The 13,649-nt window shown below is 43.0% G+C and carries 16 protein-coding genes; 5 read left to right on the top strand and 11 right to left on the bottom strand.

Annotated elements, in window-relative coordinates:
* Positions 1 to 17: 17 nt before the first annotated feature.
* Positions 18 to 863: an acetyl-CoA carboxylase, carboxyltransferase subunit beta gene (gene accD / locus B9A91_RS21085; protein WP_084241047.1), complete on the top strand. Its 846-nt coding sequence runs from the start codon at positions 18 to 20 to the stop codon at positions 861 to 863.
* A 21-nt stretch (positions 864 to 884) separates the two neighbouring features.
* Here the strand turns inward: accD and B9A91_RS21080 are convergent, their stop codons facing one another.
* Complete coding sequence (locus B9A91_RS21080; protein ID WP_084241046.1) at positions 885 to 2,033, bottom strand: cysteine desulfurase family protein; 1,149 nt, start codon at positions 2,031 to 2,033, stop codon at positions 885 to 887.
* A gap of 28 nt (positions 2,034 to 2,061) precedes the next feature.
* A complete protein-coding gene (gene glmM, locus B9A91_RS21075; RefSeq protein WP_084241045.1) occupies positions 2,062 to 3,450 on the bottom strand; it encodes a phosphoglucosamine mutase in 1,389 nt (462 codons plus the stop codon).
* A 169-nt stretch (positions 3,451 to 3,619) separates the two neighbouring features.
* On the opposite strand from glmM, the gene B9A91_RS21070 reads away from it, so the two are divergent.
* From B9A91_RS21070 to B9A91_RS21060, 3 genes are read left to right on the top strand one after another with little or no spacing between them, the layout of a single operon-like run.
* A complete protein-coding gene (locus tag B9A91_RS21070) occupies positions 3,620 to 4,351 on the top strand; it encodes a class I SAM-dependent methyltransferase (protein WP_084241044.1) in 732 nt (243 codons plus the stop codon).
* The gene (locus B9A91_RS21065) at positions 4,348 to 4,911 is read left to right on the top strand and encodes a phosphatase PAP2 family protein (protein WP_084241043.1); all 564 of its coding nucleotides are present in this window, start codon (positions 4,348 to 4,350) and stop codon (positions 4,909 to 4,911) included. Before B9A91_RS21070 ends, B9A91_RS21065 begins: the two co-directional genes overlap by 4 nt.
* Complete coding sequence (locus B9A91_RS21060; RefSeq protein ID WP_084241042.1) at positions 4,911 to 5,648, top strand: ZIP family metal transporter; 738 nt, start codon at positions 4,911 to 4,913, stop codon at positions 5,646 to 5,648. Before B9A91_RS21065 ends, B9A91_RS21060 begins: the two co-directional genes overlap by 1 nt.
* On the opposite strand, the gene B9A91_RS21055 is transcribed toward B9A91_RS21060, so the two are convergent.
* From B9A91_RS21055 to B9A91_RS21020, 9 genes are read right to left on the bottom strand one after another with little or no spacing between them, the layout of a single operon-like run.
* Positions 5,645 to 6,097, bottom strand: a complete 453-nt coding sequence (locus B9A91_RS21055; protein ID WP_235012634.1) for a MarR family winged helix-turn-helix transcriptional regulator — start codon at positions 6,095 to 6,097, stop codon at positions 5,645 to 5,647. The genes B9A91_RS21060 and B9A91_RS21055 overlap by 4 nt on opposite strands.
* Positions 6,098 to 6,106: 9 nt before the next feature.
* Positions 6,107 to 6,268, bottom strand: coding sequence for a C1orf53 family protein (locus B9A91_RS24175; RefSeq protein WP_159451758.1), 162 nt, complete (start codon positions 6,266 to 6,268; stop codon positions 6,107 to 6,109).
* Positions 6,268 to 7,209: an exonuclease gene (locus B9A91_RS21050; RefSeq protein ID WP_084241040.1), complete on the bottom strand. Its 942-nt coding sequence runs from the start codon at positions 7,207 to 7,209 to the stop codon at positions 6,268 to 6,270. Before B9A91_RS21050 ends, B9A91_RS24175 begins: the two co-directional genes overlap by 1 nt.
* Positions 7,206 to 7,802 (bottom strand): dephospho-CoA kinase, encoded by a 597-nt coding sequence (gene coaE, locus B9A91_RS21045; RefSeq protein ID WP_084241039.1) that lies wholly within the window; start codon positions 7,800 to 7,802, stop codon positions 7,206 to 7,208. The genes B9A91_RS21050 and coaE overlap by 4 nt, the downstream gene beginning before the upstream one ends.
* Entirely contained in the window at positions 7,802 to 8,809 is a 1,008-nt protein-coding gene (locus B9A91_RS21040; protein WP_235012633.1) for a CdaR family protein, read from the bottom strand. Before B9A91_RS21040 ends, coaE begins: the two co-directional genes overlap by 1 nt.
* Before the next feature lie 16 nt (positions 8,810 to 8,825).
* On the bottom strand, positions 8,826 to 9,155 hold the full coding sequence (gene yajC / locus B9A91_RS21035) for a preprotein translocase subunit YajC (protein WP_084241037.1): 330 nt from the start codon (positions 9,153 to 9,155) through the stop codon (positions 8,826 to 8,828).
* Positions 9,156 to 9,181: 26 nt separating this feature from the next.
* Complete coding sequence (locus B9A91_RS21030) at positions 9,182 to 9,646, bottom strand: DUF1573 domain-containing protein (protein WP_084241036.1); 465 nt, start codon at positions 9,644 to 9,646, stop codon at positions 9,182 to 9,184.
* A gap of 1 nt (position 9,647) precedes the next feature.
* A complete protein-coding gene (gene nusB, locus B9A91_RS21025; protein ID WP_084241035.1) occupies positions 9,648 to 10,598 on the bottom strand; it encodes a transcription antitermination factor NusB in 951 nt (316 codons plus the stop codon).
* Positions 10,599 to 10,631: 33 nt separating this feature from the next.
* Positions 10,632 to 11,720, bottom strand: a complete 1,089-nt coding sequence (locus tag B9A91_RS21020; RefSeq protein ID WP_084241034.1) for a Glu/Leu/Phe/Val family dehydrogenase — start codon at positions 11,718 to 11,720, stop codon at positions 10,632 to 10,634.
* A 112-nt stretch (positions 11,721 to 11,832) separates the two neighbouring features.
* On the opposite strand from B9A91_RS21020, the gene B9A91_RS21015 reads away from it, so the two are divergent.
* A complete protein-coding gene (locus tag B9A91_RS21015) occupies positions 11,833 to 13,623 on the top strand; it encodes an ABC transporter ATP-binding protein (RefSeq protein ID WP_084241033.1) in 1,791 nt (596 codons plus the stop codon).
* Positions 13,624 to 13,649 lie beyond the last annotated feature (26 nt).

Genomic DNA, 13,649 nt, shown 5'->3' with positions numbered 1-13,649 from the left:
ATTTTTCAATAAGTAACATGGCTTGGTTTAAGAGAGAAAAAAAAGGTATCAGCACGTCGACGGAAGAAAAGAAAGAGGCACCCGATGGTTTATGGAATAAGTGCCCTAACTGTAAGAAAGCGTTGCACAGTGCCGACCTGTTAGAAAATAAATATGTTTGCCAATACTGCAATTACCATTTGCGGGTTGGTTCCAAAGAATACTTTCAGGTACTATTTGACAATAATGAGTTCCAGGAATTGTTTCCAAACCTGACTTCAGGGGATCCGTTGAGCTTTACGGACAGCAAACCCTATACAGAGCGTTTAATAGAAAGCATGGCCAAAACCGGCTTAAAAGACGCCATCAGGGCAGCGCATGGCAAAATAGAGGGTGAAGACCTTGTTGTGGCCTGTATGGACTTTAACTTCATTGGCGGATCAATGGGATCGGTAGTAGGTGAAAAAATTGCCCGTTCTATCGACTACAGTATCAAACATAAAATCCCTTTCCTGATGATTTCAAAATCGGGTGGTGCCCGTATGATGGAGGCTGCATTTTCTTTGATGCAGATGGCCAAAACTTCGGCTAAACTGGCGTTATTGAGTGAAGCAAAAATCCCTTATATATCCCTGCTTACCGACCCTACAACCGGAGGGGTAACGGCTTCTTATGCGATGCTTGGCGACATCAACATTGCTGAGCCGGGCTCATTAATTGGTTTTGCAGGGCCAAGGGTAATTAAAGAAACCATCAAAAAGGATTTGCCAAAAGGTTTCCAGACAGCAGAATTTGTACTGGAGCATGGCTTTTTAGATTTTATTGTAGACCGCAGAGCGATGAAAGCCAAACTGGCGGCCTTCATTAAAATGATGAAAAACTAAATAAAAAATGTAGCGGTTGAATTAAACTGCTACATTTTTTGCTACAATCTCTTTTACTTTCTCTACCACATAATCCAGTTCTGCTTTCGTATTGTATTTACTGAAAGAGAAACGTACAGAAGGCCTGTCCGGATCGGACTTAATACCCGAAAGTACGTGCGAACCGATATTAGATCCCGAGGAGCAGGCACTGCCACCCGAAGCTGAAATGCCACTGATATCGAGGTTAAAGAGCAACATATCGGCCATATCCATTGCAGGGAATGAAACGTTCAGTATAGTATATAAGCTTTTATCTGCAGCCGTTTCGCCATTGAACTGCACATCAGGGATTTCCCTGCTTAGCTTATCTTTCAGGTAATCTTTCAATTCCTGAACATGCTGCCGGTGACTTTCCATCTCGGCATAGGCTATTTCCAGGGCTTTTGCCAGTCCCACAATTCCATATACATTTTCTGTTCCGCCACGCATGTTGCGTTCCTGTGCTCCACCAAAAATCATTGGCGGGATTTTAATGTTATGGTTCACAAACAGGAAACCTACACCTTTCGGCCCATGCAGTTTATGCGCCGCACAAACTATAAAGTGCGCTTTCAGTTTTCTTACATCGTGCACATAATGCCCCATGGTCTGCACGGTATCGCAGTGGTAAATGGCATCGTATTGTTCGCACAAAGCACCCACCCGCTCTATATCCGTTAAAGTACCGAGTTCATTATTGGCATGCATTAAAGACACAAATGACCGGCTGTTGTTTTTGAGCAGCTCTTCCAGGTGCGCATAACTGATGTTACCTTTTTGGTCAATGTCTACAAAGCTCAGTTTATCGATCAGCCCCTGTTTTAACAACTGGTTAAGGGTATGCTCTACAGCATGGTGTTCGATCTTAGAGGTAATGGCATGCCTGATGCCATAAGCCTCAATGCCACAGCGGATAGCTGTATTATCGGCTTCAGTACCGCCAGAGGTAAAAAATATCTCTGCAGGCGTTGCATTTAGCAGTCCTGCAACGGTTTTCCTTGCTTTTTCAATCAAAGTACGTACTTCACGGCCCTGAGCATGTATTGAAGAAGGGTTTCCGTAGTAAGTGCTCATTACGGAAACCATTTCGGCCATGACATCCTTATCCAAAGGCGTGGTCGCGGCATTATCTAAATAGACGCGTTCCATTTTTATAATAATAAGTTAGTTAGTTCTTTTAGTTCAGTTTTAATATTTCTTTGATATCCGAGATGATCTTTGTGGCAAGGCTTTCAGCAACGGTTTCGGTGCCGGCTTCGCTATAGATCCGGATGATCGGCTCAGTATTCGACCTGCGCAGGTGCACCCATTCTTTATCAAACTCGATCTTCAATCCGTCAATCGTGGTATTGGGCTGGCTGCTATATTTTTCCTGAACCTTGAGCATCAGTGCATCGATATCCATTTCCGGGGTCAGTGTAATCTTATTCTTTGAAATGTGGTATTCCGGGTAACTGCTACGAAGCACGGAAATTGATTTACCAGATTTTGCCAGATGTGTAAGGAATAAGGCAATCCCAACCAGCGCATCACGGCCATAGTGCAATTCAGGATAGATGATCCCTCCATTGCCTTCACCCCCAATGATGGCATGTGTTGCTTTCATTTGGTTCACCACATTTACCTCACCTACTGCCGAGGCATTGTATTGTCCGCCTGCCCTTTCGGTCACGTCTCTCAATGCCCTTGTCGAAGACAGGTTGGATACCGTATTTCCCGGCGTATTTTTAAGGATATAATCCGCTACTGCAACCAGTGTATATTCCTCGCCAAACATCTCTCCGTCTTCACAGACAAAGCAAAGACGGTCAACATCCGGATCAACAACAATACCCAGATCGGCTTTTTTGTTTTGTACAACTTTGGCAATCTCGGTCAGGTTTTCCGGCAGTGGTTCAGGGTTATGCGGGAAATGTCCGTCTGGTTCACAGTACAATTCGTATACGGTTTCTACACCCAGTGCTTTCAACAGGGCAGGAACAAATATGCCCCCTGTAGAATTTACACAGTCAATTGCAATTTTAAAATTGGCTTTTTTTATGGCCTCCACATCTACCAATGGCAGTGCAAGGATAACGTCGATGTGTTTTTGCAGGTAAGTATCATTGCTGATCACTTTGCCAAGGCTATCCACATCTGCAAATTCAAATTCGGCTTTTTCGGCCATTTCAAGTACTTCCTTTCCATCTGCATCGCTAATGAACTCGCCTTTATCATTTAACAGTTTCAAGGCGTTCCACTGTTTAGGGTTGTGGCTTGCAGTTAAAATGATGCCTCCACCGGCTTTTTCCATAGGCACGGCAATTTCAACTGTTGGTGTGGTAGAAAGACCGAGGTCTACGACTTCAATGCCTAAGCCCTGCAGGGTTCCGATGACCAGGTTGTTCACCATTTCACCAGAGATCCTGGCATCACGGCCAAGTACAATTTTTTTAACATTGGTTCTGTTGATTACCCAGGAGCCGTAGGCTGCTGTAAATTTTACGATATCTATTGGGGTTAAACCATTGCCGGCAATGCCACCAATCGTCCCCCTGATTCCGGAGATTGATTTTATTAGTGTCAAGTTATTTAGTTTTTACCAAAAATAAGAAAAATTAGGCTAACCATTTATTTAACTTAGGTCATTAATCAGATTAATGCAGTTTAATTGCATTTGGTTTTTAAATTATCCGCATGGTTGCAGAGCAAAACACTATATTTGTCTTTTTCTAAACATTAAAAATACTGGCTCTATGCAGCGCAAATGGTTTCAATACTGGTTTAACTCCCCTTATTATCACATCCTTTACAGTCAGCGTAACGATGCGGAGGCAGAGTTTTTAATTGACAACCTATCGGCCTATTTAAAGCCAACGGCCGAATCTCGGATACTGGACATTGCCTGTGGCAGAGGCCGGCATGCCATATACCTGAATAAAAAAGGCTACGATGTAACGGGGATAGACCTATCGGAGCAAAATATTAAATATGCCCAGCAGTTTGAGCAAAAGCACCTGCATTTTTTTGTACACGACATGCGCAAGCTGTGTTTTATCAATTACTTTGATATTGCCTTGAACCTGTTTACCAGCTTCGGGTATTTTGAAACGGAGAAAGACCATGTAAATGCTTTAAAATCGTTCAGAAAAGGGCTTAAAACCGATGGCACACTCGTCATCGACTATTTTAATACCGAAAAGATCATTAAAAACCTGACCCATAAAGAAACCAAAACGGTTGATGGCATAGAGTTCCACCTCAATAAATTTGTGACTGGCGGAAAGATCATCAAACATATAAATTTTGAGCACCGCGACAAACCTTTCGCCTTCGAAGAGCGTGTACAGGCTTTTAAACTGGATGATTTTGAGCGCATGTTCCAGAAAAGCGGCTTAAGCATTGCCGCCAAATTCGGAAGTTACGGTCTGGACGAGTATGACGAGAACAAATCGGAACGATTAATTCTAATCTGCAAAAAAGCATGATAGAAAGTTTGCAGCAATTTGATGTTGAACTGTTTCTAAAGGTACACAGGGGCCTGGCCAATCCGTTTTTTGACTGGCTGCTCCCTTTGATGCGCAACCGGTATTTCTGGGCTCCTTTATATCTCTTCATTGTGGTCTTCAGCTTTATAGAATATAAAAAAAGGGGCTGGTACATCATCGGCATGCTGCTGGTAACTTTTGGTATAGGCGATGCACTGGCATCCAGGATCATCAAGCCGCTGGTTGGCCGGATCAGGCCCTGCAACGAAATGACCCTGGTTGATCAGATTATCCACAGGGTACCCTGCGGAAGCGGCTATAGCTTTCCTTCGGCCCACGCAACCAATCATTTTGCCATAGCCATCTTCCTGATCTTCGTTTTTTATCCTAAATGGAAGCCCGTGTTACCCATTGGCCTGGCATGGGCATTTATTATTTCTTTTTCACAGGTCTATGTTGGTGTACACTACCCTATAGACACTATGGTGGGTGCAGTGCTTGGAACGGCAATTGGCTTTTGCACCGCTAAAATTTATCAAACAATACAACCACAGCAATAATGGAAATCTGGAAATTACTCATATTATTTCTAAGTGCTTTTTTAGGCGGCGCGGCCATCTTTTTGGTAAAGAGCGACAAATCTCAGCTGTTAAAGTTAATCCTGTCTTTTAGTGGGGCTTACCTGTTTGCCATTACAGTATTGCACCTGATCCCTGAGGCTTACAGCGGCCCGGACCATGACGAAATAGGGATATTTATTTTGATCGGCTTTTTATTGCAGATCTTACTGGAGCAATTTTCTGAAGGTGTGGAACACGGACATATCCATAAGCATAACGACAATCATGTGTTTCCCTATGGCATCATGATCAGCTTGTGCCTCCACGCCTTTCTGGAGGGTATGCCATTGGCAAAAGACCAGCACAACGCCTTGATTTACGGCATTGCACTGCATCATATCCCGGCGGCTTTTGCCCTGGCCAGTATCCTTGTGCAGAGCCATTTCAGCCGGAACAGTGTGATTGTTTACATCAGTATTTTTGCCATTATGGCGCCATTGGGCTTTTATGTAAGTTACGGATTGAGCAATGGCAGTATTGGTGGTGTAGAAGCTTATTTCAACAAGATCATGGGTATTGTGATCGGGATATTTCTACACATATCCACTACGATCCTGTTTGAATCCAGCGTTGACCATAAGGTCAGCAAGCGTAAAATGATAGCAGTAATCTGTGGTGTAGCCATTGCGCTGATCGGCTTCTATACCTCAGGGCACAGCCATCATCACGCACATTAACCCCTCATTTTGTCGAGCAGGGCGTTGAGCTGAATGGCCTCTTCTTCGGTTAAATTATCCGAAATAAGAACAGAAAGGCTCACATCTTTATCCATTTCGCTAAGCAATGTCAATCCTTTATCACTGATCAGGATGTCTACCGAGCGCTTGTCTTCGGCATTAGGCGCTTTAAGCACCAGTCCTTTCTGCACCAGCCGGTCAACAATCCTGGAAGCATCGCACATTTTATCCAGCATTCTCGATTTTAGGAGGTTAATGGTAGAATTGCGCGGATACTGTCCACGCAATATTCTCAGTACATTGAACTGTTGTGTGGTTACATCGAAAGGCAGGATTGTTTGTCTCAATTTCTCTGTACACCAGTTGCTGCTGTGCAGTACATTTACGATAACCTGGTGGTGTATGCTCTCAAATCGGGTGGTTTGCGTTTCTTTCTGCAGCTCCATCATGAATTTCCTTTATTTATCTTTTCCCGGTTTTTGTTTCAACTTTGCCCTTCCAAAACCCCACGGACAATGTTTACATTTATTCTTACAGCAGTACCCTCTTTTCAGGTGGTACTCCCGGGTAAATACCATCAAACCCTCTTCGTTAAAATAGTAATCTACCCCTTCTTCCATCAGTTAAGCAATTTAACGACCAAATTTCCTTCGAAATGCTTTTTGAGCTGTACTCCGCTGCCATGGTTGGTCCATATTTGCAAAGGTTGTACCTTTTCCACTGTCAAAAGAATATCGTTCCAATCAGCATGATCGGAGATGTACAATTGTATCCCATTCTGGTTTTGCAGGTGCTTCCAGCCTGTTGCAAAGGCCCTGACCACATTAACGGCCCTGAAATAGCTATTGAACACCATAGGTGGAACCAGGTACACCATATTACTCTGGTTGTTTTTCATCACCTTACGGTCATAGGGCTCATGGCGTCCCAGGTCTATCCCCATCTGTTCATATATTTTTACGAAGGGCAGCATGCTGTGGTGCAGCAGTATCCTTTTTTCTATACAATGGTCATTCATCAAACTAATTAAACGCTGGCACTTACCCAGGGCATAGGCCCCCAGCATAATGTTACTTTGAGTAATGTTCAGCTTCAGGATTTCCTGTTCGGCTACCGGATGTGCTGTTCCGGGATCAGCAAAAGTAGTTTCAGTGATCAGCACATCGGCCTTTACAAATTCGATGGGCTCACAGGTTTTATCGGGCTGCAGCTTATAATCACCTGTATAAAGGTATTTTACCCCCATGTATTCCATTAAAACCTGCGCAGAACCCAATATATGTCCTGCTGGTAAAAAACTGATCTTTACCCCGTTCAGTTCAAACCAAGAGTGGTAAGGTTTGATGTAAAAAGCTTCACCGGCAAATTTCTTGTAGCGGTGTTTCATAAACAATGCCGTAGCCTCCGTACAATATACAGAAAGGTGCCCTCCTATAGCATGATCGCCATGCGCATGTGAAATGACTGCATGTTTTACAATTTCTTTGGGGTCTAAATAAAAGTCACCATACCTGCAAAACAAACCTGTTTTGGTAGCAACTATAAAATCATCAAGTATCATTCAATGGAATTTAAAAACAGCCGGTGCAGTCGGGTCACCTGAACGATGAGCGAGTCTTTCTCGTTATTATTTATGAGTTGATCGGCCAGTTTAATTTTGTCTTCATCGGGCAGCTGCTTGTCCATACGCGCTTTAACCTGTTCTGCAGTTACCCCATCCCTTTCCATTACCCGCTGCAGTTTTACGGCCTCGGGTGCCTGCACCAGTATGTTCTGATCACACAGCTTATAGGAACCGCTTTCAAATAACAGGGCCGCTTCTTTAAGTACATAAGGCACAGTTGCCGGAACCTGCTTCACCCAGCTGTCAAACGCCCTGAACACCGCAGGATGCACCAATGCATTCAACCTGGCCAGTTCATCGGCATTGTTAAATACAATAGCCGCAATGTGTTTATTGTTTAACGATCCATCTGCGGCATAGCTTTGTGCTCCAAATGCGCTTTTCACACCAGCCACCAGTATTTGGTCAGTCACCATAATTTGTTTGGCCACCGTATCCGCGTAAAAAACAGGTATGCCCAATGTTTCGAATACTTTACAAACGGTGGTTTTTCCGCTGCCTATACCTCCTGTTATCCCGATCTTCAGCATTATTTTTCTACAATAAAATCAACTTTTCCGGGTGCTACCTGCAGCAATTTACAGTAATCCGGAAAACGCACAATTTTAACACCCAGACTACTGTGGTTCAACACCTTCCATTCGTTCATATCTACCACGGCCTCTATAAATTCTTCGTTGATCTGGTTGTATTTAGACAAAGCAACCAGGAAAGTAACCTTTACTTTTTTCGGGTATAGCTTTATGCTGTAATACTCCCTGTTATTGGTAATTTTCAGGGGTATTTCGAGTACCTTTTCGGTAAATTCGTCAACAGGTACCTTAACCTCTACACTGGATGGAAAAATACTCACATTTTTCATGCTGCTTTGGATCATGGGCACTACACTTTTGGTGGTTGCCTGCAGGTCATCCAGTTTTAAGGAGTCTGTTCTCCATTCTCTGATCCTTTTCAGTTCATCTTCAGGTCCGGAAATGGTGACGTAATCGGGCATAATTTCAATAGGATTGGAAATCCCGTACTGCTGTTTAAAATTCAAATTGGAAATCAACTTTACCGGCACCCTTTTTACGGTCTTTTCGGAAAAGTCGAAATACAGGGTATCGGGTTTTACGGAGATGATTTTCTGCGAAGTTTCCAGCTGCCTGTTTACATTGAACAACTGCTCCGAGAAAAGGATGTAGTTCCTGTTGTTGAGTTTCTCCAGGCTAATGGATATGGAGGGGGGGTTCACCCTAAGCCTAGCAAAAAGGAGCTGCCAGCCTGTACCTTCAACCTGGAGGTCTACCGTATCAGGCTGCAAAGGGTGAAAAGCTTTTTTTTGAGGGATATTGTTGTATTTTAAAACCGTTTTAGCCGTATATACATATTTATTGTCCAGTGCCATCAACAACCACGCTGCAATTGCGATCAACAGACAGGTAATTAAAACCAGGAAGCGTTTCCGCTCAATTTTTGTGAGTTTGATAAAGGGCATATCTTTAACAAATATACTCAAATGCAAAAGCCGCACCAAACAAGGATGCGGCTTTTGCATTTAATGGTTTTTAAAGCTATGCTTTGGGTGCTTCTTCGGCTTTAGGAGCAACGGCTTTAGTTGCATCTAAAGATACTGCAGTTTTATCGAAACGAATTTTGGTACCACCTTCTACCTCAATTAAAAATGTGGTTTCATTCATATCAGCTATGCGGCCATGGATACCTGCTGTTGTTACAATTTTATCTCCTTTTTTCAAGCCTTCAACCATTTTTTTAAGGTCTTTTGCTTTTTTTACCTGCGGCCTGATCATGAAGAAGTAAAATACGACCATGATTAAAACCATAGGTATTAATGTACTTAACATGCCATTTCCCTGAGCCTGTAAAATTATTGCTGATGTCATATGTGTTTATTTATTATTTGCGTTTTTTAATTGGATTGTTCTTTCACTTCGCCAGTTAAATGCAAGCTGGCGATATGGGGCTGTGCATTTGAGGTAACGGTAATGACCTTATCCTGAAGACCTGATTTACCATTGCTGTCAAACACGACTTTGATTTCACCTTCAGCGCCTGGTTTAATTGGCTCTTTAGGCACTTCCGGAACAGTACAGCCGCATGTGGCGGTTGCATTCAAAATGATCAGCGGACTTTTACCTGAGTTTTTGAACTTATAGCTATAGGCTACTTTTTCGCCCTGGTTTATTTTGCCGAAATCGTAATTTTCTTTCTCAAAGCTGATCACCGCAGCATCTGCTGATGCAGATACATCGGCACCATTCTGCGCACCTGCCGTTGTGGCTTCGGTCTTTGCCGATCCCTCAGTTGTTTTTGCTGTGTTTTGGCATGATGCAAATGTTATAGCAGCCAGTGCCAGTACAAAAATTTGTTTCATATTATTCTTCTATTAATCCGCGACCAATTTTATGTATGCTATTGGTTCTTTTCAGGTCGCCCAAAATTTTGTCCAAGATACCGTTAATAAACGAATTACTTTTCGGCGTACTGTAATCTTTTGAAAGGTCCAGGTATTCATTAATGGTTACTTTAACCGGTATAGAAGGGAAATTCATCAGCTCACAAATGGCCATTTTCATCAGAATGGTATCCATGAGCGCAATACGCTCCGACTCCCAGTTCTTAGTCCTGTCTGCAATAAGCGCCTGATAGTCTTTATCGTTCCTTAGGGTATATATAAACAGGTCTTCCACAAATTTGCCATCTTCTGCCCAATCCTGGCTAATTGGGGTCAGCTTATTTTTGAAAGGATCTTCTGATGTAAAATTTTTGATGGTTTTGGCCACCATTCCCTGCATGACCTCCTTATCTACAGACCAGTTGATAAACTTATCTTCAAAAGCCTGTATAATGTTGTGGCTTTTCAGGATGATCTTTCTGAATATAAATTTAATGATGGTCTTTGACTCTTCCAGGCTGTTGTCTTCATCGGCCAGATAAGCTGCATACTCGGGTGTAACCTTTAACGTATTGAAGATGGCTTTTACAAATTCCGGATCGGCCATCCAGTTGATCCTGTATTTATGCACCGCAGCGCTAAAATCCGGATTTTGCTTTAATGTAACTGCAAACTTATTGTTCAGCAGTTTCAGGTTAGGGTTAAGGTCCTCTGCCGTCGGCAAGTGCTTATTGGCACGCTCTGTAGCGTCTATTCCTGTGTATTCTGTAACCTCAACCAATAGCGAAAGCATCCATATATACATTTCGTATACATTGTCAATACTTTGCAGGAGCGCTTTCTTTGAGGAAGCCAGATCCCTTTTGTCTGTCATGTGCCAAGCAAAAATGTTTTGCAGAGCTTTAATTCTTAAGTGCCTTCTATTTAACATGAATGTAAGAACGAGTGGTAAATTACCAGGTGATTAAAATGATGATTTTATTTTTTTGATATCTATTATTCTTTTTTCAGCGATACGGTTCGCAGCCCATATGGTTGGTATATTGTCTGTTTTAGACATCTTTATAACGTCTCTTGTGGCATTATAAATATTCTCTGTAAGCTGCATGGTGCGTTTTTTACCAAATCCGGTAAGCTCAGAATAGCAGCTGATGAGCCCGCCAGCGTTGATCAGGTAATCCGGTGCAAATAAAATGCCTTTTTCCAGCAACAGCTGTCCGTGTACATTTTCATCTGCCAGCTGGTTGTTTGCCGAACCTGCAATAATGGCAAATTTCATTTTGTTAATGGTTTTATCATTAACTGTAGCTCCTAAAGCGCAAGGTGCATAAATGTCTGCATCCAGGCCGAATATCTTGTCAGCGCTGATCGGCTTTGCCTTATAGGTACGCGCTACATGCTGCAGGCGTTCTTCGTTGATGTCGCTGATGTAAACCTCTACGTTTTCGGCCCTTAGCAACGCTACCAGGTGCTCTCCAACATTTCCTATACCCTGTACCACAACCGAGCGTCCGGCAAGCATATCGGTTCCAAAAACCTCTTTAACACAAGCCTTGATCCCTAAAAACACACCTTTGGCTGTAGTCGGCGCAGGGTTTCCGGCGCCGCCCAGTGATTCCGGGACTCCGGTAACATGGCTGGTCTCCATGCGGATGTACTCCATGTCCTTGGTAGTGGTACCTACATCCTCGGCAGTGATAAATTCGCCGTTCAGGTTTTTAATGAACCTGCCATAGCTGCGCATCATGGCTTCGGATTTGCCTTTTCTGGAATCACCGATGATCACCGCTTTTCCACCACCTAAATTTAGGCCGGTAATGGCTGCTTTGTAGGTCATGGCGCTCGATAAGCGGAGCACATCTTCCAGCGCTTCGGCCTCGGTTGTATAGCTCCACATGCGGGTTCCGCCCAGTGCAGGACCTAATGTGGTATCATGAATGGCAATAATTGCTTTTAATCCGGTATCGGGATCATTGCAATAAACGACTTTCTTGTGCCCCGATGCACTTAATTGATCTAAAACTGAATTCACAATAGAACTATTACCAGACATATAATTTTATTTATCAGATATCCCGCAAAACTAGTATAAAAAAACATTATTTACATTGTTTTAACCAAAGAGTTTAAAAAAAATACCTTCATTTGGATAACTTTACTGCATAATGAAACACCTTCGTTTTTTAAACAAATACTTCTATAAATATAAATGGTGGATTATTCCAGGGGTCTTTTTTGTGATCATCTCCAATATTTTTGGTGTGGTTCCGGCCCAGGTAATCGGCCATGCCTTTAACCTGATCACAGAAAACATACAGGTTTACAGGTTGTTTAACGGATTTGAGCGTGCTTCAATTGTATACGATACTTTCAGCTATAGCCTGTTCTATTTTGGCTTGCTGGTACTGGTGTTATACCTGCTGAGGGGGCTCTTTCTTTTCTTTATGCGGCAAACCATCATCCTGATGTCGAGGCATATAGAGTTCGACATGAAAAACGAAATTTATGCACATTACCAGAAACTGAGCCTGGGCTTTTACCGCCGAAACAATACGGGCGACCTGATGAACCGGGCTACGGAGGATGTAAACCGGGTAAGAATGTATGTAGGGCCAGCGATCATGTACACCATCAACACTGCTGTGCTGTTTCTGCTGGTCATCTATGCCATGTTTTCGGTGAACGTTACCCTGGCCATCTGGTGTCTGCTTCCCCTTCCGGTACTGGTGCTGATCATTTATTTTGTGAATACCCTCATCAACCAGAAAAGTGAACAGATACAGGAACAGCTTTCCAGGCTATCCAGTTTTGTGCAAGAGCGTTTTTCGGGCATAAGGGTGATTAAATCTTACGTAAGGGAAGATTATACCCAAAAAATATTTGCGGCCGAGAGCCAGGGCTATAAGCACAATGCAATGGGCCTGGTTAAGGTGCAGGCGCTTTTTTACCCCACCATGCTGCTACTGGTAGGTTTAAGTACCATTCTTACCATTTATATTGGTGGCATACAAGTTATTAACGGTTCTATTACCCCAGGCAATATTGCTGAATTTATTGTGTATGTAAACCAGCTTACCTTCCCGGTTTCCATGCTGGGCTGGGTAACCACTTTAATTCAACGCGCCTCTGCCTCTCAGAAGCGTATCAACGAGTTTTTACAGCTGCAACCCGAGATTGTTTCTGAAAATGTAACAACACCATTGCTGAAGGGAAACATTAAATTTGAACAGGTCAGCTTTACCTATCCGGATACTGGCATTCAAGCGCTGAAAGATGTGAGTTTTGAAATTGAACAGGGGCAGTTTGTGGCCGTAATTGGCCGTACCGGCTCAGGAAAATCTACCCTGGCCAATTTAATTATGCGGATGTATGACATTGACAGCGGCAGGATCAGCATTGACGGGCAATCACTCTGCCAGCTCAATTTAAACAACTACCGCAGCCAGATCGGCTTTGTCCCGCAGGAAGTCTTCCTGTTCTCAGATACGATTAAGAACAATATCGCCTTTGGTTTAGACCAGGTTACAGATGCAGAAATAGACAATGCGGCACAAAACGCAGCTGTATACCACAACATTGTGGGCTTTGAGCAGAAGTTTGAAACCATGCTCGGAGAAAGGGGCATTACGCTTTCGGGCGGTCAAAAACAACGTGTATCCATAGCCAGGGCATTGATTAAAGAGCCGCGTTTATTGATATTTGACGACTGCCTTTCGGCGGTAGATACCCGAACAGAAGAAGAAATCCTCAGAAATCTGGGCAAAATAATGAAAGATAAGACTAGTATTTTAATTGCCCACCGGATTTCAACCATAAAAAATGCGGACAAGATTATTGTTCTGGATGACGGAAAAATCATTGAACAGGGCAATCACGAGCAGTTATTGCAGCTGAACGGGGCCTATACAGAAATGTACCAGAACCAATTGTTGGAGGAAGAAAATCAATCTGTTTAATTTCATTTTGAACTTTAGTAATTATT

It is taken from the genome of Pedobacter africanus, from assembly GCF_900176535.1.
In the GTDB taxonomy this organism is placed as follows: Bacteria; Bacteroidota; Bacteroidia; order Sphingobacteriales; family Sphingobacteriaceae; genus Pedobacter; species Pedobacter africanus.
Note: the sequence above shows the minus strand (reverse complement) of the source record. Positions and strands in the feature narration are given on the sequence as shown.